Origin of the sequence: Methylorubrum sp. Q1 (genome assembly GCF_004683995.1) — a bacterium.
Classification (GTDB): domain Bacteria; phylum Pseudomonadota; class Alphaproteobacteria; order Rhizobiales; family Beijerinckiaceae; genus Methylobacterium.
In genome coordinates, this window is the sequence record NZ_SRHQ01000005.1 from 1 (window position 1) to 24516 (window position 24516).

The 24516-nt window shown below is 69.3% G+C and carries 20 protein-coding genes; 14 read left to right on the plus strand and 6 right to left on the minus strand.

Annotated elements, in window-relative coordinates; all coding sequences use genetic code 11:
* Window positions 1–72: 72 nt before the first annotated feature.
* Complete coding sequence (locus E4V01_RS06390) at window positions 73–1254, plus strand: lytic murein transglycosylase (RefSeq protein ID WP_135297771.1); 1182 nt, start codon at window positions 73–75, stop codon at window positions 1252–1254.
* Between the two features lie 163 nt (window positions 1255–1417).
* On the plus strand, window positions 1418–2881 hold the full coding sequence (locus E4V01_RS06395; RefSeq protein ID WP_135297772.1) for an SGNH family hydrolase: 1464 nt from the start codon (window positions 1418–1420) through the stop codon (window positions 2879–2881).
* A gap of 27 nt (window positions 2882–2908) precedes the next feature.
* Here E4V01_RS06395 and E4V01_RS06400 read toward each other — a convergent pair whose 3' ends face one another.
* Both E4V01_RS06400 and E4V01_RS06405 read right to left on the minus strand, forming a co-directional pair.
* Window positions 2909–3571, minus strand: a complete 663-nt coding sequence (locus E4V01_RS06400) for a response regulator transcription factor (RefSeq protein ID WP_135297773.1) — start codon at window positions 3569–3571, stop codon at window positions 2909–2911.
* A gap of 5 nt (window positions 3572–3576) precedes the next feature.
* Window positions 3577–4920 (minus strand): sensor histidine kinase, encoded by a 1344-nt coding sequence (locus E4V01_RS06405; RefSeq protein WP_135297774.1) that lies wholly within the window; start codon window positions 4918–4920, stop codon window positions 3577–3579.
* A gap of 169 nt (window positions 4921–5089) precedes the next feature.
* On the opposite strand from E4V01_RS06405, the gene E4V01_RS06410 reads away from it, so the two are divergent.
* Window positions 5090–6013 carry an MBL fold metallo-hydrolase gene (locus tag E4V01_RS06410; protein WP_135297775.1) on the plus strand — a complete coding sequence of 308 codons (924 nt, stop codon included), beginning with the start codon at window positions 5090–5092 and terminating at the stop codon, window positions 6011–6013.
* Here E4V01_RS06410 and E4V01_RS06415 read toward each other — a convergent pair.
* From E4V01_RS06415 to gltB, 3 genes are all read right to left on the minus strand, one after another.
* A complete protein-coding gene (locus tag E4V01_RS06415) occupies window positions 5986–6171 on the minus strand; it encodes a hypothetical protein (RefSeq protein WP_153227040.1) in 186 nt (61 codons plus the stop codon). The genes E4V01_RS06410 and E4V01_RS06415 overlap by 28 nt on opposite strands.
* Window positions 6172–6452: 281 nt before the next feature.
* Window positions 6453–7886: a glutamate synthase subunit beta gene (locus E4V01_RS06420; protein ID WP_060770631.1), complete on the minus strand. Its 1434-nt coding sequence runs from the start codon at window positions 7884–7886 to the stop codon at window positions 6453–6455.
* 123 nt (window positions 7887–8009) lie between these two features.
* Window positions 8010–12728, minus strand: coding sequence for a glutamate synthase large subunit (gene gltB / locus E4V01_RS06425; protein WP_135297777.1), 4719 nt, complete (start codon window positions 12726–12728; stop codon window positions 8010–8012).
* A gap of 637 nt (window positions 12729–13365) precedes the next feature.
* On the opposite strand from gltB, the gene E4V01_RS06430 reads away from it, so the two are divergent.
* On the plus strand, window positions 13366–14394 hold the full coding sequence (locus tag E4V01_RS06430; protein WP_135297778.1) for a hypothetical protein: 1029 nt from the start codon (window positions 13366–13368) through the stop codon (window positions 14392–14394).
* A 133-nt stretch (window positions 14395–14527) separates the two neighbouring features.
* Here E4V01_RS06430 and fdhD read toward each other — a convergent pair whose 3' ends face one another.
* The gene (gene fdhD / locus E4V01_RS06435; RefSeq protein ID WP_135297779.1) at window positions 14528–15403 is read right to left on the minus strand and encodes a formate dehydrogenase accessory sulfurtransferase FdhD; all 876 of its coding nucleotides are present in this window, start codon (window positions 15401–15403) and stop codon (window positions 14528–14530) included.
* A gap of 255 nt (window positions 15404–15658) precedes the next feature.
* Between fdhD and coxB the strand changes: the two genes are divergently transcribed.
* The 10 genes from coxB to thrC all read left to right on the plus strand — a co-directional run bounded on the left by coxB (window position 15659) and on the right by thrC (window position 24394).
* On the plus strand, window positions 15659–16498 hold the full coding sequence (gene coxB / locus E4V01_RS06440) for a cytochrome c oxidase subunit II (RefSeq protein WP_060770627.1): 840 nt from the start codon (window positions 15659–15661) through the stop codon (window positions 16496–16498).
* A gap of 77 nt (window positions 16499–16575) precedes the next feature.
* A complete protein-coding gene (gene ctaD, locus E4V01_RS06445) occupies window positions 16576–18204 on the plus strand; it encodes a cytochrome c oxidase subunit I (protein ID WP_060770626.1) in 1629 nt (542 codons plus the stop codon).
* 164 nt (window positions 18205–18368) lie between these two features.
* Complete coding sequence (locus E4V01_RS06450) at window positions 18369–19322, plus strand: heme o synthase (protein WP_135297780.1); 954 nt, start codon at window positions 18369–18371, stop codon at window positions 19320–19322.
* Between the two features lie 8 nt (window positions 19323–19330).
* Complete coding sequence (locus tag E4V01_RS25580) at window positions 19331–19495, plus strand: hypothetical protein (protein ID WP_056202830.1); 165 nt, start codon at window positions 19331–19333, stop codon at window positions 19493–19495.
* 12 nt (window positions 19496–19507) lie between these two features.
* Entirely contained in the window at window positions 19508–20116 is a 609-nt protein-coding gene (locus E4V01_RS06455; RefSeq protein WP_060770624.1) for a cytochrome c oxidase assembly protein, read from the plus strand.
* 145 nt (window positions 20117–20261) lie between these two features.
* The gene (locus tag E4V01_RS06460; protein ID WP_004446930.1) at window positions 20262–21119 is read left to right on the plus strand and encodes a cytochrome c oxidase subunit 3; all 858 of its coding nucleotides are present in this window, start codon (window positions 20262–20264) and stop codon (window positions 21117–21119) included.
* Between the two features lie 126 nt (window positions 21120–21245).
* Entirely contained in the window at window positions 21246–21620 is a 375-nt protein-coding gene (locus tag E4V01_RS06465; protein ID WP_060770623.1) for a DUF983 domain-containing protein, read from the plus strand.
* Window positions 21620–22390 carry an SURF1 family protein gene (locus E4V01_RS06470; RefSeq protein ID WP_135297781.1) on the plus strand — a complete coding sequence of 257 codons (771 nt, stop codon included), beginning with the start codon at window positions 21620–21622 and terminating at the stop codon, window positions 22388–22390. The genes E4V01_RS06465 and E4V01_RS06470 overlap by 1 nt, the downstream gene beginning before the upstream one ends.
* Window positions 22391–22482: 92 nt before the next feature.
* Window positions 22483–22896, plus strand: a complete 414-nt coding sequence (locus E4V01_RS06475) for a DUF4864 domain-containing protein (protein ID WP_060770621.1) — start codon at window positions 22483–22485, stop codon at window positions 22894–22896.
* A gap of 85 nt (window positions 22897–22981) precedes the next feature.
* Window positions 22982–24394 (plus strand): threonine synthase, encoded by a 1413-nt coding sequence (thrC, locus tag E4V01_RS06480; RefSeq protein ID WP_135297782.1) that lies wholly within the window; start codon window positions 22982–22984, stop codon window positions 24392–24394.
* Window positions 24395–24516 lie beyond the last annotated feature (122 nt).

Below are 24516 nucleotides of genomic sequence, written 5' to 3' on the forward strand. Positions count from 1 at the left end.
GCACGACGACCTCGACGCCATCGTCGCTCAGGCGCTCGCCTGGGAGGACACCCTGGCGAAGCGGAACCGGCGGTGAGAGCACGCCGCGCCACCCTCATTCTCGCGCTCGCGCTGCTGGCGGGGCCGACCCGGGCGCAGGATGGGGACTTCTCCGGCTTCGTCGCATCCCTGCGCCCCGACGCCACGGCCCGCGGCATCTCGCCGAAGACCTTCGACGCGGCGTTTGCCGGCGTGCAAGGGCCGGATCCGGATGTGGTCGCTCGCACCCGCCGCCAGAGCGAGTTCAGCCGGCCGGTCTGGGACTACCTCGTCGGGGCGGTCTCGGGCGCCCGCATCGCCAGGGGGCAGGCGCAGGGCAAGCGGCTTGCCGCCACCCTCGCCGCCATCGAGGCGAAGACCGGCGTGCCGCGCTCGGTCGTGCTGGCCTTCTGGGGGGTCGAGTCGGATTTCGGAGCCAGCGCCGGCTCCCTGCCGACGATCCGGGCGCTGGCAAGTCTGGCTTACGCCCGCCACCGCGGAACCCTGTTTCGCGACGAGCTGCTGGCCGCCCTCCAGATCCTCGAGAATGGCGACATCGAGCCGGCGCGGATGGTCGGCTCCTGGGCCGGCGCCATGGGACAGGTGCAGTTCCTGCCCTCGGTCTATTTGCGGGAGGCGGTCGATTTCGACGGCGACGGGCGGCGCGACATCTGGCGCTCCGAGGCCGATGCGCTGGCCTCGATCGCGCATTACCTGCAATCGCTCGGCTGGAAGCCCGGCCTGTCCTGGGGTTACGAGGTCAGCCTGCCGAAGGATTTCGACCTGACCCGCTACCGTGGCCCGCTCGCCGACTTCGCCGCCCGCGGGGTGCGCCGCACCGACGGAAAACCCCTGCCGACGGGCGGCGAGGCCAGCCTGTTCCTGCCGGGCGGCCTCGGGAGCCCGGTCTTCCTCATCACCGACAATTTCGAGGTGATCCGCGGCTACAACACCAGCGATTCCTACGCGCTGGCGGTCGGCCACCTCGCCGACCGGCTGGCCGGCGGCCCGGCGCTCGCCGTGCCCTGGCCCAACGGCGCCGCCCGCCTCGACGGGCCTGGCCTCAAGCGTCTCCAGGCGGGGCTCGCCGCCCAGGGGCTTTATGCCGGCGAACAGGATGGACGCGCCGGCCCGAAGCTGCGCGAGGCGGTGCGGCAGTACCAGATCCGCGAGGGCCTGCCCGCCGACGGCTATGCCCGGCCCGCGCTTCTGGAGCGCTTGGAGGGACGGCCATAGTGTCTTTCAGAAAGCTCCTGCGCCGCCGCCGGGCCCAGAGGGGGCCGATGGGTGATCGGTCGTTTGTGAGGCACTCTTAGACGCGCGCCCCTCAAGGCGCTATCCTGACCGGATGTGAGGTCGGACCCGCTCCGGCCCCTCCCCTTCGATCGAGGCTTCGCGCATGCAACGCCGCCCGACCGATCGCACCGCGTTCCCGCGTACCCCTGCGATCCTCGGCCTCTTCCTCCTCGCGGCCCTCTGGCTCACGGCGGCGTGGTCCGCCCTGCCGCAGCCGGCCGCGGCGCAATGGGGCGACAGCTACGACGCACCCGCGGCCGATCCCTACGCCGCGCCGCCACCGCGCCGCCGGGCCCGCGGCGCCTATGCCGACGAGTACGGCTATGGCCGGGCCCCCGCCCGCCGGGCCGCGCCGCCGCAGGAGGCGCCGCGCCAGTTCTACTGGCCGTGGGAGGACCAGCCGCGCGCCCAGCCGACCCCGCCGCCCCAGCCCGCGCCCGGCTATGCCCGGCCGTCGCGCCCGCGTGCGCCCGCCGCGGCCCCTGCCACGGCCCCTGCCACGGCGGGCCGTTCGGACGAGGAGCATGCCGCCCGCCGCCGCCGGCCGAGCCCGGCCCCCGCGGTGGCGCAGCCCAAGGCCAAGGTGCCGAAGGCGGCGCCGACGACGCAGATCGCCGTGTTCGGCGACTCGCTCGCGAGCTACCTCGCCAAGGGCGTCGATGACGCGTTCTCGGACAATGCCGAGGTCGCCGTGCTCGACCGCTCGAAGGCCGATAGCGGCCTCGTGCGCAAGGATCTGGTCGATTGGGCCAAGACCGCCGAGGATTTCCTCAAGACCACGCCCAAAGTCTCCTACGCCCTGATGATGGTCGGCCTGAACGACCGGCAGGCGATCCGCGAGGGCGACCAGAACGTCGAGGCCCTGTCCGACAAGTGGCGCGAGATCTACGCCGCGCGGGTCGACGAGGTCGCGAAGGTGTTTGCCGAGCACAAGGTGCCGCTGATCTGGGTCGGCCTGCCGCCGGTCCGCAGCGAGAGCCTGAGCCGCGACTTCGCCGCGATCAACGATCTCGTGCGCGAGCGGGTGCAGCGGGCCGGACAATCCTATGCCGAAGTCTGGCAGGGCTTCGTCGACGACCGCAACCGCTTCACCGCCGCGGGGCCCGATGTGGACGGCCAGGAGGCGCGGCTGCGCACCTCGGACGGAATCCACTTCACCGCCGCCGGCTCGCGCAAGGTCGCCCATTTCGCCGATGTGGAGCTCAAGCGCCTGATGGGGGAGAAGAGCGGCCCGCCCTCCGAGCAGCCCGCCGCCGCGATCGCCGCCACGCCCGGCGAGGGCGGTGCCGGATTGGGCGTCGACGACACGGCGGCGATCGATCGCAAGATCACGGCGATGCTGCCGAGCCTGCCCGAGCCGCCGGGTATCCCGAGCCTGCCGGTCAAGCCCGCGGCAGGGCCGGTGGTGCCGCTCGGCCGCACCGAGGTCTCGCCGGGCGGGACGCTCCTCACCGCACGTCCGCAGGAGGGGGATGCCACAGGCACCCGCGAGCGCAGCCTGCAGCGCGGCGCCGCCCCCCTGTCCCAGCCGGGCCGGGCGGACGATTTCCGCTGGCCACCGGGATAGGGCTCCTCAACCGCCCGAAGAGGTCGATCAGGTCTCCACGGCGGGTGGGCCGTGCGGAGCGGCGACGAGCCCGGCGCCGACGGCGATCCAGACCAGATGGGCGTCCGTGCGGGCGCCGAGTTTGGCCCGGATCAGCGACAGATTGTTCTGGACCGTCTTGAGGCTGAGGCACAGCGCTTCGGCGATGGTCTGCGCCGTTGCGCCCGCTGCCGTCATGCCGAGGATCTCGACCTCGCGCGGGCTGAGCTCGTCGAGGCTGCTGCGCCCGCCGGCCACCTCGTCCTGCGCGATCGCCAGGGCGATGTCGGCGCTCATGGCCCGCTCGCCGCGCAGGACGCCCGCGGCGGCTTCCAGCAGCTCGCGGGGGGCGCTCGCCTTGCTGACATAGCCACTGGCCCCCGCTGCGAAGGCTTGGCGCGCGATGGCGGCGCCGGTGCGCATGCTGAAGACGAGGATGCGGGCCGCGCCGTCCCATTGCCGGATGTGCCGGATCGCCTCGATACCGCTCGGCCCCGGCAGCGACAGGTCGAGGATCACGAGGTCCGGCGTCCGCGCCTTGTAGAGGCGGTAGGCCTCCGCTGCGGTCGCGGCTTCGGCCACGACCGTGAAACCCGGCTGCCGTTCGAACAGCCGCCGATAGCCCTCACGCACGACGGGATGGTCATCGACGAGGAGGATGTCCGTCATCATCCGCCTCACCCGTGAACCGGAACGGTGACGCGGGCGCGGATGCCGCTGCCGTTCCCGGTGAGCGAGAGTTGGCCGCCGAGGGCGGCAAGCCGGGCGCGGATCCCGGGAAGTCCGCGGCCGGACGCGCCGGCTGCGCGGGCAGCGTCGCCCCCGCCGTTATCGTCCACGGTCAGCGTGACGGTCCCGTCCCCGATGCCGGTGCGCTGCAGCCGCAGGAAGACGTGGCTCGGTCGTCCGTGCCGCAGGGCGTTGGTCAGCAGTTCCTGGGTGATCCGATAGAGGCTCGCCGATGCCTCGTCGGACAGGCCCGACCAATCGCCCTCGACATCGAGGTGCAGGCTCGGCCCGGTCCGTAGCCGCGCCCGCCAGTCCGAGACGAGGCCGCGGATGCCGTCGCCCAAGCCGATCCCGGCAAAGTCGGGGAGTTCGAGCCGCGCCAGGGCGCCGCGCAGGCTCTCGCGCATGGAGGCGACGACCGCCTCGATGCCGCGCGCATCGGCGCGCAGATCCGCGCGGTCCGTCGGCGCGCCGGCCTCGATCGCGGCGGCGAGGGCCCCGGCGGCGGCAAGGCATTGGCCGAACGCGTCGTGCAGGTCGCGGGCGAGGCTCTGGCGCTCCTCTTCCTGCACTTGCACCAGCCGCTGCATCAGCGCGGTCCGCTCGCTTTCGGTTCGGGCCAGTCGCCCGGCGAGCGCATCGAAGGCCGTGGCGATCCGGTCGAACTCCGCCGCCTTGAAGCGCGGCAGGGGCGGACGGGATGCGCCGGCATCGAAGCCGTCCAGGTGGCGCACGATCCGTCCTGCGGGCGCGACGAGGCCGGCGGCGGCGAGCCAGACGAGGATCGCCGTGGCTCCGGCGAGCGAGAGGGCGAGGCCGCTCGCGAACCGCACCTGCCGCCACGCGCGCCCCGCAGCCGCGCCGGAATCGGGCCAGGTCGAGACGCTGCCGAGACGGCGTCCGCGATAAACGATCTCTCGGACGACCGGATCGCCGAGAGCTCTGGCCGACGACAGGACGGCCGCGAGCCAGGCGGGGACCGTGCCGAGCCCATCCCAATCGCCGCAGAGCCGCCGTGGCATCTCGCTGCCGAGGCGGATCTCGGCGCAGATCCCCGGCAGCAGCATCAGGATGGTTGGCTCGGCCCCGGGTTCGCCCACCGGCAGCGCCGCCGGCCCGACGCTGCCGAGCCCCGGTTGCCGGGCAAGCGCGGCGGCGATCCGTTCCGCCGACACGGCCGCCTCGCCGCGCAGGGCGCTGCGCGCCTCCCACAGTGTCCAGGCGACGGCGCCCGCCAGACAGAGGAGGGTCACGATCAGAAGGCGCAGGGCGAGATGCGCGGGCAGGCTCATCGGGGCGACCGTGCAGGGGAGCGTCGCCCAAGATGGCACCGGCCGCCGTCCGCGACGCAAGAGGGACGGATGGCTGTCGGGAAAAATGCCCGCGCGGAAGCGGGAGCCGTTCCCTGGGCGAGCGTGACGAGCCGGCGCAAGCTTCCGATCGTCGTCCCCCTCATCCGGAATGCCGCCTTTGCCGACTCGTCGATCCGTCCTCGCCGCGGGCGCCTGCCTGCCGATCCTTCGGTTTCCCGAAGCACGGGCGGCACCCCCCGCACCCGCCGATCGCGTCGGCGCCTTCACCGTCACGCCGCTGCGCGACGGCCTCTTCCCGCTTGAGCCGAGTATGATTCCCGGCGCCGACAGCGAGGCCGGACGCGCCCTGCTCGCCCAAGCCGGCTTGCCACCGAGCGGCCCCTCGCTCGAACCGGTCAACGCCTTCCTGATCCGGCGCGGCGCACGGCACGGGTTGCTCGATGCCGGCTGCGGAACGGTGTTCGGACCGGGCTTCGACCGGGTGACGGCGGCTCTCGCCGCGGAGGGGGTGCGGCCCGAACAGATCGAGACCGTGTGGCTGACCCACCTCCACGCCGACCATGCGGGCGGCCTGCTCACGGGCGATGGCCGCGCCCGCTTCGCCAATGCCGAACTGGTGCTTCAGGAGCGCGAGGCCGCCTACTGGTCGGATGCCGGTGCGCGTTCCCGCGCGCCCTCGGCGATGGGGCTGTTCTTCGACACCGCGCAGGCCGTGCTGGCCGCCTATGCCGGCCGGGTGCGCCGCGTCTCCGGCGGGGCCGAACTCGCCCCCGGCGTCTCGTTCCTGCCCCTGCCGGGGCACACCCCCGGGCATGCGGGCGTGCTGATCGAAGATGGACCAGAGCGGCTGCTGATCTGGGGCGACATCCTCCACTCCCGCCTGCTGCAGGTGCCGCATCCGGATTGGACCGTGATCTGGGATGCCGATCCGGCGGAGGCGATCGCCACCCGCCGCCGGATCTTCGACCGGGCTGCCAGCGAGGGGCTGGCCGTGACGGGCATGCACCTCGCAACCCGGGGCCGGATCGAGCGGGCCGGCGCAGGCTACGAACTGGTCTCCGCCGCACCCTGACCCTGCGATCCGACCCTGCCGCGTGCCCGCTCGCGAAGCAACCGGATCAGCGCCGCCGCTTCGGGCGTCGGCGCCCGCTCGATGCGGCGATAATCGCGGCCATCCACGGCCGACACGTCATCGATCGCGTAGGGGATCAGCTCTCTCGGCACGGTCATTCTCCGAGTGCCGTTCTCCGGATCGGAGGTCGAGGGTCACCGGCTTGCGACGCGGCACGGGAATGATGTCATGCCCAGTGTGGAGGTTGCAGGTTTAGCTCCCCTTTCGGGGCGGTGACGCCTGGGTGATCTGCAGACCCGGCTTCGTCATAGCATTGCCTGCGACGACGGCAAGGATGACGGCAAGCCGGAGTACTCGCGTCGATCGAGCGCCGGCGATGGAAAAAGGGGCACCGCCTCCCGGCGATGCCCCCGTGATCGGCTGAGATGCGAGATGCGGTTCAGAGCGGCAGAACGGTCGCGCCCATCAACGCCTCGTCGATCGAGCGGGCGGCCTGACGGCCCTCCCGGATCGCCCAGACCACCAGGGACTGGCCCCGGCGCATGTCGCCCGCGACGTAGATCTTCGGGTTCGAGGTCAGGTAGTCCTGATCGTTGGCAGCGACGTTGCCGCGCTTGTCCACGGCCACGCCCGATTCCGAGACCAGACCCTTCTGCACCGATCCGGCGAAGCCGATCGCCATGAAGACGAGGTCGGCCGGCAGCACGAACTCGCTGCCCTCGATCGGCTGACGCTTCTCATCGACGCGCGCGCAGACCACGCCGGTGAGCTGGCCCTTGCGGTTGCCCTCCAGCCGCAGGGTCGCGGCCTGGAACTCGCGCTCCGCGCCCTCCGCCTGGCTCGACGAGGTGCGCATCTTGGTCGGCCAATAGGGCCACACCGTCAGCTTGTCCTCGCGCTCGGGCGGGCGGGGGCGGATGTCGAGCTGGGTGACCGAGAGCGCCCCCTGGCGGAACGAGGTGCCGACGCAGTCGGAGGCCGTGTCGCCGCCGCCGATGACCACGACGTTCTTGCCGGCGGCCAGGATCGGCAATTCGCCGTTGCCCGGCATCGGCTCGGCGCCGACCCGGCGGTTCGACTGCACCAGGAAGGGCATGGCGTAGTGCACGCCGTCGAGTTCCTGGCCCGGAAGCTGCGGGTTGCGCGGATCCTCGGCGCCGCCGCAGAACAGCACGGCGTCGAACTGGCTCGTCAGGTCCTCCAGGGGCACGTTGACCCCGATGTTGGACTTGTAATGGAAGACGACGCCCTCGGCTTCCATCTGCTTCACACGCCGGTCGATGTGGCGCTTCTCCATCTTGAAGTCGGGGATGCCGTAGCGCAGCAGGCCGCCGGCCTTGGGCTCGCGCTCGTAGACGTGCACGTCGTGCCCGACCCGGGCGAGCTGCTGGGCCGCCGCCATGCCGGCCGGTCCGGAGCCGATCACCGCCACGCGCTTGCCGGTGCGGTTCGCCGAGGGCTCGGGCTTCACCCAGCCCATGTTCCAGGCGCGGTCCGCGATCGCCTGCTCGATCGTCTTGATCGCGACCGGCTGGTTCTCAAGGTTCAGCGTGCAGGCCTCCTCGCAGGGCGCGGGGCAGATGCGGCCGGTGAACTCGGGGAAGTTGTTGGTGGAGTGGAGGTTGCGCGCGGCCTCCTCCCAGTCCGACTGGTAGACGAGGTCGTTCCAGTCCGGGATCTGGTTGTGGACCGGACAGCCGGTCGGCCCGTGGCAGAACGGGATGCCGCAATCCATGCAGCGCGCGGCCTGTTTGGACAGGTCGTGCTCGTCGAGCGGCAGCGTGAATTCACGGAAGTGCCGCACGCGGTCGGCGGCGAGCTGATACTTCTGCTCCTGCCGGTCGAATTCGAGAAACCCGGTGACCTTGCCCATCGATCAGTCCTTCGCAGGCGCGGATCTCTCGACCACGCGGCCTTGCCGTCTGCCCGGCATCACTGTGAACCGGTCGGCGGCTTCCTGCCGCCGACCGGTATGGCCCGCCTTGATGACGCTCGATTACTCCGCCGCCACCGGCATGCGCGCCATTTCCATCTCGCGCAGCGCCCGGCGGTACTCGACCGGCATCACCTTGACGAACTTGGTGCGGAAGGCCGCCCACTCGTCGAGGATCTGCTTGGCCTTCGGCGAACCCGTATACTTCATGTGGTTGGTGAGGAGCTGCGACAGGCGCTCCTCGTCGTGGCCCGACATGTCCGCGAGGATGTCGACCCGGCCCTTGGTCTCCAGATCGCCGTCCTGGTGGAAGCGGCGCATGAGGTCGTCCTCCTCCTCCACCGGCTCCAGATCGACCATCGACAGGTTGCAGCGGTCGCGGAACGAGCCGTCCTCGTCGAGCACGTAGGCGATGCCGCCGGACATGCCGGCCGCGAAGTTGCGCCCCGTCACGCCGATGGAGACCACGACGCCGCCGGTCATGTATTCGCAGCCATGGTCGCCCATGCCTTCGACCACGGTGATGGCGCCGGAATTGCGCACGGCGAAGCGCTCGCCCGCCGCACCGCGGATGTAGCACTCGCCCGCGATCGCCCCGTAGAGCACGGTGTTGCCGGCCATGATCGTGCGGGCGGGGGGCGCCTTCAGCGCGTCGCTCGGACGGATGATCAGCTTGCCGCCCGACAGGCCCTTGCCGACATAGTCGTTGCCGTGGCCGGTCAGGTCGAGAGTGACGCCCGCGGCGAGCCACGCGCCGAAGCTCTGCCCGGCGGTGCCGTTGAGCTTCACCACGATGGTGTCGTCGGGAAGCCCGTCATGGCCGTGGCGCTTGGCCACCGCGCCGGAGAGCATGGCGCCCGCCGCACGATCCGAGTTGCGGATCACGTCGGTGAGGGTCACCGGCTCGCCGGTCTCGATGGCCGTCTCGGCGCCCGCGATCAGGCGACGGTCGAGCACCGTGTCGATCGGGTGATGCTGCGTCTCGACGTGACGGATCGCCACCTCCGGCCCGACATTCGGCCGGTGGAACAGCTTCGAGAAGTCGAGGCCGCGGGCCTTCCAGTGCTCGATCGCCTCGCGCTTGTCGAGGAGATCGGAGCGGCCGATCAGGTCCTCCAGCCGGGTGAAGCCCGTTGCCGCCATCAGCTCTCGCAGCTCTTCGGCCACGAAGAAGAAGTAGTTGATGACGTGTTCCGGCGTTCCCTTGAAGCGCTTGCGCAGCACCGGGTCCTGGGTGGCGACGCCCACCGGGCAGGTGTTGAGGTGGCACTTGCGCATCATGATGCAGCCGGCCGCGATCAGCGGCGCCGTCGAGAAGCCGATCTGGTCGGCGCCGAGCAGCACCGCGATCATCACGTCCTTGCCGGTGCGGATGCCGCCATCGGCCTGGAGCGCGACCCGGCCGCGCAGGCCGTTCATCACCAGCGTCTGCTGCGTCTCGGCCAGACCCGTTTCCCAGGGACCGCCCGCATGCTTGATCGAGGTGAGCGGGGCGGCACCCGTCCCGCCGTCGAAGCCCGAGATCGTGATGTGGTCCGCGCGCGCCTTGGCGACGCCCGCCGCGACCGTGCCGACGCCGACCTCGGAGACCAGCTTCACCGACACGTCGGCGGCCGGGTTCACGTTCTTCAGGTCGAAGATGAGCTGGGCCAGATCCTCGATCGAGTAGATGTCGTGGTGCGGCGGCGGCGAGATCAGGCCGACGCCCGGGGTCGCGTAGCGGACCTTGGCGATCTTGGCATCGACCTTGTGACCGGGGAGCTGGCCGCCCTCGCCGGGCTTGGCGCCCTGCGAGACCTTGATCTGCATCATGTCGGCGTTGACGAGATACTCGGTGGTGACGCCAAAGCGGCCCGAGGCGACCTGCTTGATCGCCGAGCGGCGCGAACGCCCGTCCGGCCCGGTGATGAACCGGCGCGGCTCCTCGCCGCCCTCACCCGAGTTGGAGCGGCCGCCGAACGAGTTCATCGCGATCGCCAGCGTCTCGTGCGCCTCCTTCGAGATCGACCCGTAGGACATCGCGCCCGTGGCGAAGCGCTTGACGATCTCGGAGGCCGGCTCGACCGCCGAGATGTCGACCGGTTCGCGGCCGAGATCGGCGGCGGTCTTGATCCGGAACAGGCCGCGCAGGGTCTTGAGGTGGTTCTCCTGCTCGTTCACCAGCCGGGCGTATTCGCGGTAGCGCTCGGCCGCGCCGAGACGCACCGCGTGCTGCAGCGTCGCCACGGTGTCGGGCGTCCAGGTGTGGGTCTCGCCGCGCAGGCGATAGGCGTACTCGCCGCCGACATCGAGCGCGTTGCGGTAGATCGGAGCGTCGCCGAAGGCGTCCTGGTGGCGCAGGGCCGTTTCCTGGGCGACCTCGGCCATGCCAATACCCTCGACCGTCGTGGCCGTGCCGAAGAAGTCCTTGGCCACGAAGTCGGAGTTCAGGCCGATGGCGTCGAAGATCTGCGCGCCGCAATAGGACTGGTAGGTCGAGATGCCCATCTTGGACATCACCTTGAGCAGGCCCTTATCGATCGACTTGATGTAGCGGTAGACGATCTCGTCGTCGGTCAGGTCCGGCGGGAACTCGCCCTTCATCCCGATCAGCGTCTCGAAGGCGAGATAGGGGTTGATGGCCTCCGCGCCGTAGCCGGCCAGGCAGGCGAAGTGATGCACCTCGCGCGGCTCGCCCGACTCGACCACGAGGCCGACCGAGGTGCGAAGCCCCTTGCGGATTAGGTAGTTGTGCACGGCTGCGGTCGCGAGCAACGCCGGGATCGGGATACGGTCCGGCCCGACCATGCGGTCCGACAGGATGATGATGTTGTAACCGCCGCGCACCGCGACCTCGGCCCGGTCGCACAGGCGATCGAGCGCGCCCTCCATCGCCCCCGCGCCGGACTCGGCCGCGTAGGTGATGTCGAGCGTGCGGGTGTCGAAGCGGTCCTCGAAGTGGGAAATCGAGCGGATCTTCTCGAGGTCGCCGTTGGTCAGGATCGGCTGACGCACTTCGAGCCGCTTGCGGCGGGAGGCGCCCTCCATGTCCAGCAGGTTCGGGCGCGGGCCGATGAACGAGACGAGGCTCATCACGGCCTCCTCGCGGATCGGGTCGATCGGTGGGTTGGTGACCTGCGCGAAGTTCTGCTTGAAGTAGGTGTAGAGCAGCTTCGGCTTGTCGGAGAGCGCCGAGAGCGGCGTGTCCGAGCCCATGGAGCCGACCGCCTCCTGGCCGGTCACGGCCATGGGGGCCATGAGCAGCTTGAGGTCTTCCTGGGTGTAGCCGAAGGCCTGCTGGCGATCGAGCAGCGAGACGTCCGTGCGCGAGGCCCGCGGGCTGATCGGGTGCAGCTCCTCCAGCACGATCTGGGTGTTCTTGACCCACTCGGCATAGGGATGTGCGGAGGCCAGCTCGCCCTTGATCTCCTCGTCGGAGACGATGCGGCCCTTCTCCAGATCGATCAGCAGCATCCGGCCCGGCTGCAGGCGCCAGGACTGGACGATCTTCTCGTCGGGAATCGGCAGCACGCCCATTTCGGAGGCGAGCACGACGAGGCCGTCATCGGTGACGATGTAGCGGGCGGGGCGCAGGCCGTTGCGGTCGAGGGTCGCGCCGATCTGGCGTCCGTCGGTGAAGGCGACCGCCGCGGGGCCGTCCCACGGCTCCATCAGGGCGGCGTGGTACTCGTAGAAAGCGCGCCGCTCCTCGCTCATCAGCGGATTGCCGGCCCAGGCCTCCGGGATCAGCATCATCATCGCGTGCGCCAGCGAGTAGCCCCCGGCCACGAGGAATTCGAGGGCGTTGTCGAAGCAGGCGGTGTCGGACTGGCCCTCGTAGGAGATCGGCCAGAGCTTCGAGATGTCGTTGCCGAACAGCTCGGAATCGACGCTGGCCTGGCGCGCGGCCATCCAGTTCACGTTGCCGCGCAGCGTGTTGATCTCGCCGTTATGCGCGACCATCCGGTAGGGGTGCGACAGGCGCCAGGTCGGGAAGGTGTTGGTGGCGAAGCGCTGGTGGACGAGCGCCAGCGCCGAGACGAAGCGCGGATCCTTCAGGTCGAGATAGTAGTGGCCGAGCTGGTGCACGAGCACCATGCCCTTGTAGACGATGGTCCGGCTCGACACGGAGACGGGATAGAACGCCTTCACGCGCTCGTCTTCGAGGCTATAGACCTTGTTCGAGATCACCTTGCGGGCGATGTAGACGCGCCGCTCGAAGGCGTCCTGATCGGAGACGCTGGCCGGGCAGCCGATGAAGACCTGCCGGTGATGCGGCTCGGTCTCCTTCACGGCCTTGCCGAGATCGGTCGAATCGACGGGCACATCGCGCCAACCGAGCAGCGGCAGGCCCTCGTCGGACAGCGTCTTCTCGACGATCGCCTCGATGCTGGCGCGGGCATCCTCCGCCTTCGGCAGGAAGAACTGGCCGATGGCGTACTGGCCGGCCGGCGGCAGCTCGAAGCCGAGGCGCGAGCATTCCTCCGAGAAGAAGCCGTGCGGGATCTGGGTGAGGATTCCGCAGCCGTCGCCCATGGTCGGGTCGGCACCGACCGCGCCGCGGTGGTCGATGTTCTCCAGGATCTTGAGACCCTGCTGGACGATGGCGTGGCTGCGCCGGTCGTGCATGTCCGCGACGAAGCCGACGCCGCAGGCGTCGCGCTCGTGAGCGGGGTTGTAGGCGCCTTCGGCCGCGGGAAGGGCCGGGTCGCGCAGGATCATCGGCGTGGCGCCGGCGCGCGACGGCGCGGCATTCTCGCCGTTCACAACCGGCACCGACAGCTCAGACGGGATTTCACGCATCGTCCGCACATCTCCGACCCTGCCCGCATGCGAGCATGTTTCGTGCCCGGACACCGCCGGTGTCCGGGCTGCCGCCTTCTTTATACCGAGTCGGGTGGGGTCAGGTTCTTCCTGCCGGAATTGCCCGCCAACCCGCGGGCTGAAGCTCCGGCTTGTTCAGCCAGCGCTCGCCCGGATCGCCTCGACGGTCACCGGTTTCTCAGCTCGTACGGACGTCACGTCGATCACGTGATGGATCCCCAAAGCTGGCCCGACGGCCAAGCACGACAAATGGGACAGTCTTGCTGTCCTATAGGTGGACGTTGCCAGATTTCATTCGTTCCAGCAAGGGGCCGTCGACCATCGCGGCCGGCCTTTTGAACATGCCTTGGATACGCGCAACGCACCCACCTCTCGGCACCCGTCCCTCGGCTTGAATCGGGCGGGCGGACGCGTGCCGGGCCGCACCGCATCACCACAATGGCACTGGCAGGTTCCGGGCCGGTTCGCAATGTCGCCCCAATCAACCGTTTAGAAAACCTTGCCGGCACGGAAGGAATGCGGGGATGCGTCTGCCGTGACGCCGGGGGACCCGCGATCAACAGCGGGCTCCCGGGACTTTCCCCCTCTTCTGCACAGCTTGGTTCGAGAGGTCCCCATGGCTTCGAGCCGTCACACCCCTGGTGGACTCACGAGAGCGGCACTGCGTCGCGGCCTCGGGTTCGGCCTCGTTGCCGCGCTCCTGTCCGGAGCCGGATTGCAGAGCGCCGCCGCCCAGGGCTTCTACCGTGAGATCTATGGGCCGCCGCGGGCGGCCTACCTCGAGGATGACGGCGTGTTGCCATCTCGCGAGGTCGTCGATGAGCTGCGGGATCGCGGCTTCTCCGAGATCGGACGTCCCCGCTACGACGGGCGGAACTACCGCGTGGAGGCAACGAGCCCGCGCGGCCAGCGCGTACGGCTCTTGGTCGATGCCCGCGAGGGCGACGTGATCGGGCGCGAGCCGCTCGAAGGCGTCTACTATCCCTCCGACCGGGTCCGTCCGGCGGTCCCCGGCTACGGCTGGACCGAGGACGACATGCGCCCACGCCGCCCGATCCGCGAGGCCGAGCGCATCATGCCGCCTGCCGACATCCCCTCCGTTCCCGGTCTGCGCAGTGCTCCGCTCGGCGGCGAGCGCAGCGCGGTGCGGGCCGAGCGCGTGCCCCCGGCAGCGCGGCCGGACGCCAATCCGCTCGGCGTCAATCCGGACGCGGCGACCCGCTCCGAGCAGCCTCGGCGCGCGGCGGCCCGGACTGCCCCGACACCCAAGCTACCGTCCCAGGCACGCATTGCCCCGACGATTCCGGAGCCCTCGCTCCGGTCGGGTTCGCCCGCGTCGCCGGCGATGACGCCCGCAGCGAAAACCGAGCGGGACAAGGCGGAGCCGAAGGAAGCCAAGGCGGTCGAGCCGAAGGTGGGCGAGCCCCGGCCCGAAGCCGGCAAGGAAACCGGCAAGGCTGAAACGAAGACTGACGCCGCGAAGCCGGAGCCCGCCAAGGACGCGACGAAGACCGCCGAGTCGAAGCCGGTCGCCGGCAAGGGCTGGCAGGATCCGCCGGCCGATGGTCCGCGCAAGAACGTGCGGGTGATCGGCGGTGCGACGGTCGTCCCCGGCGGCGCTGGCGAGGCTGGCGGCGCCGACTAGCGCATCGTCCCGAAGGGTGGTTGCCGGCTTTCGGAAAAAATAGATGATGCGAAAGCGAGAGCCTGAAGCATCGTCCGGGATCACGTATCCAGGACGATGCTTGAGCGGGGGCGGCGGCGCGTGGAAGCCGGGCTCAGCCGCCCTCCCCGGCCAGGACCAGCCGCTCGCGTCCGGAGAACACGGTCAGGGTGTCCGAGCGGGCGATGGCGCAGAGCGTCATGTCGTGGCAGCGCGCCCGCTCGATCGCGAGCGAGGTCGGGGCGGAGATCGCCACCAGCACCGAGGCGCCCAAGCTGGCGGCTTTCTCCGCCATCTCGAACGAGCAGCGGCTGGTGATGACGAGAAAGCCCTCGTCCGGCCGCACGCCCCGGCGCAGCAGCGCGCCGATGCACTTATCCAGAGCATTGTGGCGGCCGACATCCTCGCGCACCGCCAGCAGCGAGCCGTCGAGGTCGGCCCATCCGGCCGCGTGGACCGCACGCGTCTCCCGGTTGAGACGCTGACGGTCCGATAGCGCGGTCAGCGCCGCCTGGATCGCCGCCAGCGTCACCTGCGGGCCCTTGCCGGAGCGGGGCCGGGCAATCGGCAGGGCGGCGAGATCCTCGATCCCGCAGACGCCGCAGCCGGTGCGCCCGCTGATCGCCCGCTTGCGAGCGAGGTGCTCGCGCAGCCGTCCCGGCGCGAGATCGACCAGCAGCCTCAGGCCGCCCTCGCTGGGCTCGACGGTGACGCCGCGGATCTCGTCGGGCGCCTCGATCACGCCCTCGGTCAGGCTGAAGCCGTAGGCGAAATCCTCGAGATCGGCCGGCGTCAGCATCATCACGGCGTAGGGCACGGTGCCGTAGACGACGTTGACCGGCATCTCCACGGCCAGGGCGCGGGAATCGGGTCTTGCCTCGGGCGCGTCATAGGCAACGACGAGTGTTCCGACCTTGACCGACGTCGCCGGGCCGTCCGCGCCGAAGTCGTCCGCAGCGTCTTGCTCAGATTTTCCGCCGACGTTCTGCATCCGTATCCCCAGAGGCAGCCAAGTTGCCCGCTGCGCAACCCTGATACCGCGTCCAAGCGACGCTTGGGGGCGCTGTTGTGGTTGCGGTTTTTTGATCAGTATGGTTCTACGTCGCAACCGCCCATCCGGCAGCGATACGGTCACGCCGGAACCGGCAAGGCCCGCGACACGATCGGGCCGTTCTCGGATTTGCGACGCGGGTCGGCAAATTCAAGGGCAAACAAACCACAGGCACCAGGGGAGCCAAGCGGGGACATGCGGACGACGCAGGCGCAACATCGGTTATCGTGGGGGCTGGCCGCGTTCGGCGCTCTCCTCGGTTCGTCCTCCTCCGCTCTCGCGGCCGGTATCGGTCAGCCCGAGCCGTGGCAGATGAGCCGTCAGATACCGGTCACGGCCGAGGCCGCTGACCTCCTCAACTTCGAGCACGGACTGCACTGGATCGCATTCGCGATCTCGGTCTTCGTTCTCGTTCTCATCCTCTACTGCATCTTCAAGTTCAACGAGAAGACGAATCCGACGCCGTCCCGCACCACGCACAACACGGCGATCGAGGTGGCCTGGACCATCATCCCGGTCCTGATCCTCGTGGCGGTGGCGATCCCCTCGTTCCGCACCCTGCGCACGCAGCTCTCGGATCCGAAGGCCGACATCGTGGTCAAGGTGGTCGGCCACGCGTGGTACTGGTCCTACGTCTACCCGGCCGAGGGCGACAAGGGCGGCTTCACCTTCGACGCGAACCTCGACGACGAGCAGCAGCCGAAGCTGCTGGCGACCGACAACGACATGGTCATTCCGGTCGGCAAGATCGTGAAGGTGCAGGTCACCTCCGACGACGTCATCCACTCCTGGGCGATCCCCTCCTTCGGCGGCAAGATCGACGCGATCCCCGGACGCCTGAACCAGTGGTGGTTCAAGGCCGACCGCGAGGGCACCTATCACGGCCAGTGCTCCGAGCTGTGCGGCGCCCGTCACGCCTACATGCCGATCACCGTGCGCGTGGTCAGCGAGCAGGCCTACGCCGACTGGCTGACCGAGGCGAAGACCAAGTACGCCGCGATCGACAACGGCGCGCGCCTCGCGGACGCCCGCTGACGCTTCTCCTGGCCGGCACGCGCCGGCCGGATCTCCCTTCGCCAGAGGCGACAGACATCTGATTAAGGCAAGGATCGATGGCCACCGCCACAGCACATGCCGGGCATGACGCCCACCACGACCATAAGCCCTCCTTCTTCTCCCGCTGGTTCCTCTCGACGAACCACAAGGACATCGGCACGCTCTACCTGATCTTCGCCTTCATGGCGGGCATCATCGGCGCGTTCCTGTCCTTCGGCATCCGCATGGAGATGGAGGAGCCGGGGCTCCAGTACTTCTCCAACCCGGCGACCTACAACGTGTTCGTCACCGGCCACGGCCTCATCATGGTGTTCTTCATGGTGATGCCCGCCCTCATCGGCGGCTTCGGCAACTGGTTCGTCCCGCTGATGATCGGCGCGCCGGACATGGCCTTCCCGCGGATGAACAACGTCTCGTTCTGGCTGACGGTGTCGGGCTTCGCCTGCCTCCTCTGCTCGCTGTTCGTCGAGGGCTCGCCCGGCGCCAGCGGCGCGGGCACCGGCTGGACCGTCTACCCGCCGCTCTCCTCCACGGCCGGCCATCCCGGTCCGGCGGTCGATTTCGCGATCTTCTCGCTCCACCTCGCCGGTGCGGGCTCGATCCTCGGCGCGATCAACTTCATCACCACCATCCTCAACATGCGCGCCCCCGGCATGACGCTGCACAAGATGCCGCTCTTCGCCTGGGCCGAGCTCGTCACCGCCTTCCTGCTGCTCCTGTCGCTCCCGGTTCTCGCCGGCGCGATCACGATGCTGCTCACCGACCGCAACTTCGGCACCACCTTCTTCGATCCGGCCGGCGGCGGCGATCCGGTGCTCTACCAGCACCTGTTCTGGTTCTTCGGTCACCCCGAGGTGTACGTGATGATCCTGCCGGCCTTCGGCATCGTCTCGCACATCATCGCCACCTTCTCGAAGAAGCCGGTCTTCGGCTATCTCGCCATGGCCTACGCCATGGTCGCCATCGGCGTCGTCGGCTTCGTCGTGTGGGCCCACCACATGTACACCGTCGGCCTGTCGCTCCAGACGCAGTCCTACTTCGTCTTCGCGACCATGGTGATCGCGGTGCCGACCGGCGTGAAGATCTTCTCCTGGATCGCGACGATGTGGGGCGGTTCGATCCGCTTCACCGCGGCGATGCACTGGGCGGTGGGCTTCATCTTCCTGTTCACGGTCGGCGGCGTCACCGGCGTCGTGCTCGCGAACTCCTCGGTCGATAAGTACCTGCACGACACCTATTACGTCGTGGCGCACTTCCACTACGTGCTCTCGCTCGGGGCCGTGTTCATCATCTTCGCCGGCATCTACTACTGGTTCCCGAAGATGACCGGTCACGTCATCCCGGAATGGGCCGGTAAGCTGCACTTCTGGCTGGCCTTCATCGGCGCGAACGTCCTGTTCTTCCCGATGCACTTCCTGGGGCTGGCCGGCATGCCGCGTCGCTACGCCGACTATCCGGAGGCCTTCGCCGGCTGGCATAAGGTCGCGACGCTGGGCGGTCACGTCTTCGCCCTCAGCATGGTCGTGTTTGTGATCGGCATCGTGCTGGCCTTCCGCTCCAAGACCCGTGCCGCGGACAATCCGTGGGGCGAGGGTGCCACCACCCTGGAATGGACCCTCTCCTCGCCCCCGCCCTTCCACCAGTTCGAGACGCTCCCCAAGATCGTCGACGAGCCGGCCCACTAAGGGCGGAACGAAAACTGAAGATCGCGAGGACCGCCCCGGCGGTCCTCGCTCTTTCCCGGAGGCCCCCCGCGGTGCGGTAAGGCCTCCCGCAAAGGGCGGCGCCGCCAACGGCGCGATCCGAAAACCTCAAAAAACATCAGAACAAGCGTCAGAGCACGGTTTCCATGACGAGCCTGTCGAACAGCCTGAGTGCCGACACCGGCACCACGTCGTTCTCCCCCGCCGCGGGGGGCGAAGTCTCCGACTTCTTCGCCCTGCTCAAGCCGCGGGTGATGGTGCTCGTCATCTTCACCGCCCTCGTCGGCATGGTGGTCTCGGACGCCACCGTGAACCCGGTGATCGCGGCGATCTCGCTCCTGATGATCGCCGTCGGCGCCGGCGCCTCGGGCTGCCTCAACATGTGGTGGGACGCCGACATCGACGCGCTGATGACCCGCACCGCCAAGCGTCCGATTCCGGACGGGCGCATCCGCCCCGACGAGGCGCTGGCCTTCGGTATCGTCCTGTCGGTCGGCTCGGTGCTGATCCTCGGGCTGGCCTCGAACTGGCTCGCAGCCGGGCTGCTCGCCTTCACCATCGTGTTCTACGCCGTGATCTACTCGATGTGGCTGAAGCGGGCGACTGCGCAGAACATCGTCATCGGCGGCGCGGCCGGCGCCCTCCCCCCGGTGGTGGGCCAGGCGGCGGTGACCGGCCATGTCGGCATCGAGTCGCTGGTCCTGTTCGCGATCATCTTCATCTGGACGCCGCCGCATTTCTGGGCGCTGGCGCTCGTGAAGAGCGGCGAATACGCCCGCGCCGGCATCCCGATGATGCCGAACGTCGCCGGCCCGGATTCCACCCGCCGCCAGATCGTGTGGTACTCCGCGGTGCTGGCGCCTCTGGCCCTCGTGCCGGTCTGGCTCGGCTTCGGCGGGTGGCTCTACGCCGTCGTCGGCGTGCTCGGCGGGCTCGGCATGCTGGCGGGCGCGGTGCAGGTCTACCGGCTGCGTGAGGGCGAGCCCGAGCGCAAGGCGGCGATGGGGCTGTTCGCCTTCTCGATCCTCTACCTGTTCCTGCTCTTCTCGGCGCTGCTCGCCGAGCAGGGACTCGGATTGTTCCGCGCGGTCGCAGCGTGAGGCCCGCCATGTCCGATCTCCCCGAAGGGATTCGTCCGCTGACGCCGGAGGAGGCCAAGACCCGCCGCAAGCGCTCGGTCGCCATCGCCCTGACGCTCGGCGCCCTGGTGCTGCTGTTCTTCGTGCTGACGATCGCCAAGCTCGGACCGCAGATCCTGCAACGGCCGCTCTGAAGGCGTGACCCGATGACGAATTTGGGCGAGAGGCAGAAGCAGGCGGGGCGCGGCACGCGCTGGACCGTGCTCGCCTGTGCGGGCGTGGTGCTCGGCATGGGCGGTCTCGCGGCCGTCTCGGCGCCGCTCTACTCCATGTTCTGCAAGGCGACCGGCTTCAACGGCACTCCGCTCGTCGGCGCCGCGCCCACCGCTCCGACGGGCGAGGCTCTGGCTCCGGTGTCGGTCCGCTTCGACACCAACGTCTCGAAGAACCTGTCCTGGCACTTCCGGCCGGAGCAGTCGCGGGTCGAGGCCGTGCCCGGCCAGACCGCGACCGTGTTCTTCAAGGTGACGAATACCGGCTCGGCACCTGCAGCCGGCATCGCCGTGTTCAACGTACAGCCGGATCTGATGGGCAGCTACTTCGTCAAGGTGCAGTGCTTCTGCTTCGACGAGCACACGTTGCAGCCGGGCGAGTCGGCGGAATTCCCGCTGGTGTTCTACGTCGATCCGGCCCTGCGCAAGGATCCGGACATCGGCGATCTCTCGGAGATGACGCTGTCCTACACCTACTACCCTTCAAAGAACGGTGCGCCGGTGGCCGAGGCGGCCAAACCCGCCGCGACGCGCAACTTTTGAGGGCGAAGCGGCGGGCCAAGCGTGACAATGGCGCGACCGCCGCAGTAGAGGGTTTTCAACCGAGGTCCGGTCCCGCCGGACCTCCAAGGCAACAGGGCCCGGCCGTCAGGCGGTGACGGGCAAGGGCTGAGGGAGAACCATTGCGATGGCCGGGGCGCACGCCAAGAACCACGATTACCACATCATCAACCCGAGCCCGTGGCCGCTGCTGGGCGCGTTCTCCGGGTTCCTGATGGCGTTCGGCGCCGTCTTCTGGATGAAGGGTCTCTCCGCGGGCGGCCTCGCCATCGGACCCTACGTGTTCGGCGCCGGCACGCTCGGCGTGCTCTACACGATGCTGTCGTGGTGGCGCGACGTCACCCACGAGGCGAATTCCGGCGACCACACCCGCGTCGTCCAGCTCCATCACCGCTACGGCATGATCATGTTCATCGCCTCCGAGGTGATGTTCTTCGTGGCGTGGTTCTGGGCCTATTTCGAGGCCGCGCTCTACACGGCCGACCCGATCCAGCCGCAGCGCGTCGAGTTCACCGGCGGCATGTGGCCGCCGAAGGGCATCGAAGCCTTCGACCCCTGGCACCTGCCGCTCCTCAACACCCTGATCCTGCTCACCTCGGGCACCACCGTGACCTGGGCCCACCACGCCCTGCTGCACGGCGACCGCAAGGGCCTCAAGTACGGCCTGTGGCTGACCATCATCCTCGGTGTGCTGTTCACCGCCTGTCAGGCCTACGAGTATGCCCATGCCCATTTCGGCTTCTCGGGCTCGATCTACTCGGCGACCTTCTTCATGGCGACGGGCTTCCACGGCGCCCACGTCATCATCGGCACGATCTTCCTCGCCGTCTGCCTGCTGCGCACCTACCAGGGTGACTTCACCCCGAAGCAGCATCTCGGCTTCGAGTTCGCCGCTTGGTACTGGCACTTCGTCGACGTGGTGTGGCTGTTCCTGTTCGCCGCCATCTACGTCTGGGGCGCGGGCGCCGGCGGTGCGGCCCACTAACCGGTCGAGTCGACAGCATCCGCCCCCCTGCTGGGGCGGCAACCCTGAAGGGCGGCGCGAGCCGCCCTTTTTCACGTGCGGCGTGCCGTCCGTTGCACCATACCGGCGGACAGCGAGGAGCATCCCTTGAGCCGAACCGCTACGAATCCGCCCCCCTCCCCGATCGCGACGGGCCTGCGCGGGCGCTGCCCCGCCTGCGGCGAGGGCCACTTGTTCAAGGGCTTCCTCGCCGTCAAACCGGCCTGCGAGGTCTGCGGCCAGGATTTCTCCGCGTTCGATTCGGCGGACGGGCCGGCCTTCTTCGTGATGTCGATCACCGGCTTCGTCGTCGTCGGCATGGCTCTGTGGATGGAGATCACCTATGAGCCGCCGGTCTGGGTCCATGCCCTGGTCGCAGGCAGCCTTGCCATCGGCCTGAGCTTGGCTCTGGTGCGTCCGCTGAAGGGGCTGCTCGCGGCAATCCAGTTCGCCAACAAGGCCGCGCAGGGGCGCTTCCGCTAGTGGCCGCCCTGTCCTCGACCGAGCGAAGCGCCCGCCTGCGCAGCCTGTGGGCGCCGGGCCTCGCGGCCCTGGTCTGCCTCGCGATCCTGCTCGGTCTCGGCACGTGGCAGTTGGCCCGCAAGAGTGAGAAGGAGGCGCTGATCGCCCGCATCGTCGAGCGCTCGCATGCCGAGCCGCCGGCCGCCCCTCCCCCCTTCCAGGAATGGGACGCGAAGGCCGACGAGTTCAGCCGGGTGCAGGCGCGCGGCACCTTCCTGCACGACAAGGAGACCCTGGTGCACGGGCTGGCACCGGGCGAGCCCGGCCGGGCGCTCCAGGGCTTCTACGTCATCACGCCGCTCAAGCGCGACGACGGGACGACCATCCTGGTCAACCGCGGCTTCGTGCCGACCGAGCTGAAGCGCCCCGAGGACCGCGTGGCCGGTCAGGTCGCGGGCGCGGCGAGCGTGACCGGCATGCTGCGCGCGAGCGAGACCCGCACGCTGTTCGTGCCGGAATCCGATCCGAAGCGTGAGGCGTGGTTCACCCGCGACATTTCCGGCATCAGCGCCGCCCGCGGGCTCACGAACGTCGCCCCCTACCTGATCGAGGCGGATGCGACGCCGAATCCTGGCGGCTGGCCCCGCGGCGGACAGCTCCGCGTCGATCTGCCGAACAACCACCTGCAATACGCCTTCACGTGGTTCGGCATCGCCGCCTGCCTGATCGGCGTCTTTTCCGTTTTCGCGTGGAGACGGCTGTACGATCCGGCGGACCCGAAGGCCGGTTGACGGCGTTGGACCGCGTGTTGCCTCGATCGTAAGCCTGCGCGGGGGACGACCCTCGCGGCAAGCCTCGCGATCAGAGATGCGGAGGGCTCCCGATGCGTGCCGTCGCCGTTTTTCTGTTGGTTTTCCTGGCATCGGCCCCGGTCCGGGCCGACGACGCGGCCCGCGATGCCGCCCGCGCCACCATCGAGCGGCAGATCGAGGCCTTCCGCCGAAGCGACGCCGCGGCGGCCTATGCCGAGGCCGCGCCGCAGGTCCGCAACCTGTTTCCCTCGGCCGAAATCTTCATCGCCATGGTCGCGAAGGGCTACGCCCCGGTCCTGCGCCCGCGCAGCTACCGCTTCGAGGCGACCGAGACGACGGGCGAGGACGAGTTGGCCCAGGGCCTGAGCCTTCAGGACGAGGCCGGCATCGATTGGGTCGCGCTCTACACGCTCCAGCGTCAAGCCGACGGTCAGTGGCGCATCACCGGCTGTCACTTGAAGAAGGCTCCGGGCGAGAAGGTTTGACGCCGCAGATGTGAGAAACCGATCCGGCTCCGCTTCGACACGGCCGAATCGATCGTGTAGAGGGAGCGCCTTCCCGGAGGCATCTTTGCTGCACGTCTCGACCCGCGGCGCCGCTGCGCCCTTGAGCTTTTCCGATGCGCTGCTCGCCGGCCTCGCCCGCGACGGCGGTCTCTATGTGCCCGAGAGCTGGCCGCAGATCAGCCGCGACGAGATCGCGGGCTTTGCCGGCATGCGCTACGCCGAGGTCGCCAAGCGGGTGCTGCGCCCGCTCATCGACGGCGAGATTCCGGACGACGCGCTCGACGGCATGATCGAGGCGGCCTACGCCACCTTCCGCCATCCGGCGATCTGCCCGCTCACCCAGATCGACGACAACCTGTTCCTGATGGAGCTGTTTCACGGGCCGACGCTCGCGTTCAAGGACGTGGCGATGCAGCTCCTCGGGCGGCTGATGGATTACGTGCTGCGCCAGAAGGGCGGCCGCGCCACCATCGTCGGCGCCACCTCGGGCGATACGGGCAGTGCCGCGGTCGAGGCCTTCAAGGGGCTCGATCAGGTCGACGTGTTCATCCTGTTTCCGCACGGCCGCGTCTCGGAGGTGCAGCGCCGGCAGATGACCACGGTCAACGCGCCGAACGTCCACGCGCTGGCCATCGACGGCAATTTCGACGATTGCCAGAACATCGTGAAGGCGATGTTCCAGCACGGCGACTTCGCCGACAAGGTGAAGCTCTCGGGCGTCAACTCGATCAACTGGGCCCGCGTCGCCGCGCAGACCGTCTACTACTTCACGAGCGCCGTGGCTTTGGGCGCCCCGCATCGAAAGGTGTCGTTCGCGGTGCCGACCGGCAATTTCGGCGACATCCTCGCCGGCTGGGTCGCCAAGCGGATGGGCCTGCCGATCGAGCGGCTGATGATCGGCACCAACGCCAACGACATCCTGGCCCGCACCCTGGAGCATGGGGCCTACGAGCCCCGCGGCGTGCAGCCGACGACCTCGCCCTCGATGGACATCCAGATCTCGTCGAATTTCGAGCGGCTGCTGTTCGAGGCGTTGGGCCGCGATGCCTCTGCGCTCGGCCGCCTGATGGCGGGTCTGAAGCAGTCGGGCGGGTTCTCGCTGAGCCCCGAGGTGCTGGGAACCGTGCGCGACGAGTTCGACGCGACCGCCGTGCGCGAGCCCGACGTCGTGGACGAGATCGCGGGCACCTACCGCAGGACCGGCCTCGTGCTCGATCCGCACAGCGCCATCGGCGTGCGCGCCGGGCGCCGGCTGCTGGAGAGGGATCCGGCCACCCCGGTCGTGGCGCTGGCGACCGCGCACCCCGCCAAATTCCCGGATGCGGTCTCGCAGGCGACCGGCGGCGGGCGCCCGGTTCTGCCGCCCCACCTCGCCGAACTGATGACCCGGCCCGAGACGGTGGCGAACCTCGCCAACGATCAGGCCGCGATCGAGCGCTACATCACGGAACACGCCCGCATCACCCGGGGCAACTGACGGACCGAACGCGTGACATCCAACCCGACCTCCTCATCCTGAGGTGCCGCGAAGCGGCCTCGAAGGGGCCTCCAGATCCTGTGCGGTCTCTGGAACATCCTTCGAGGCTCCGCTTCGCTACG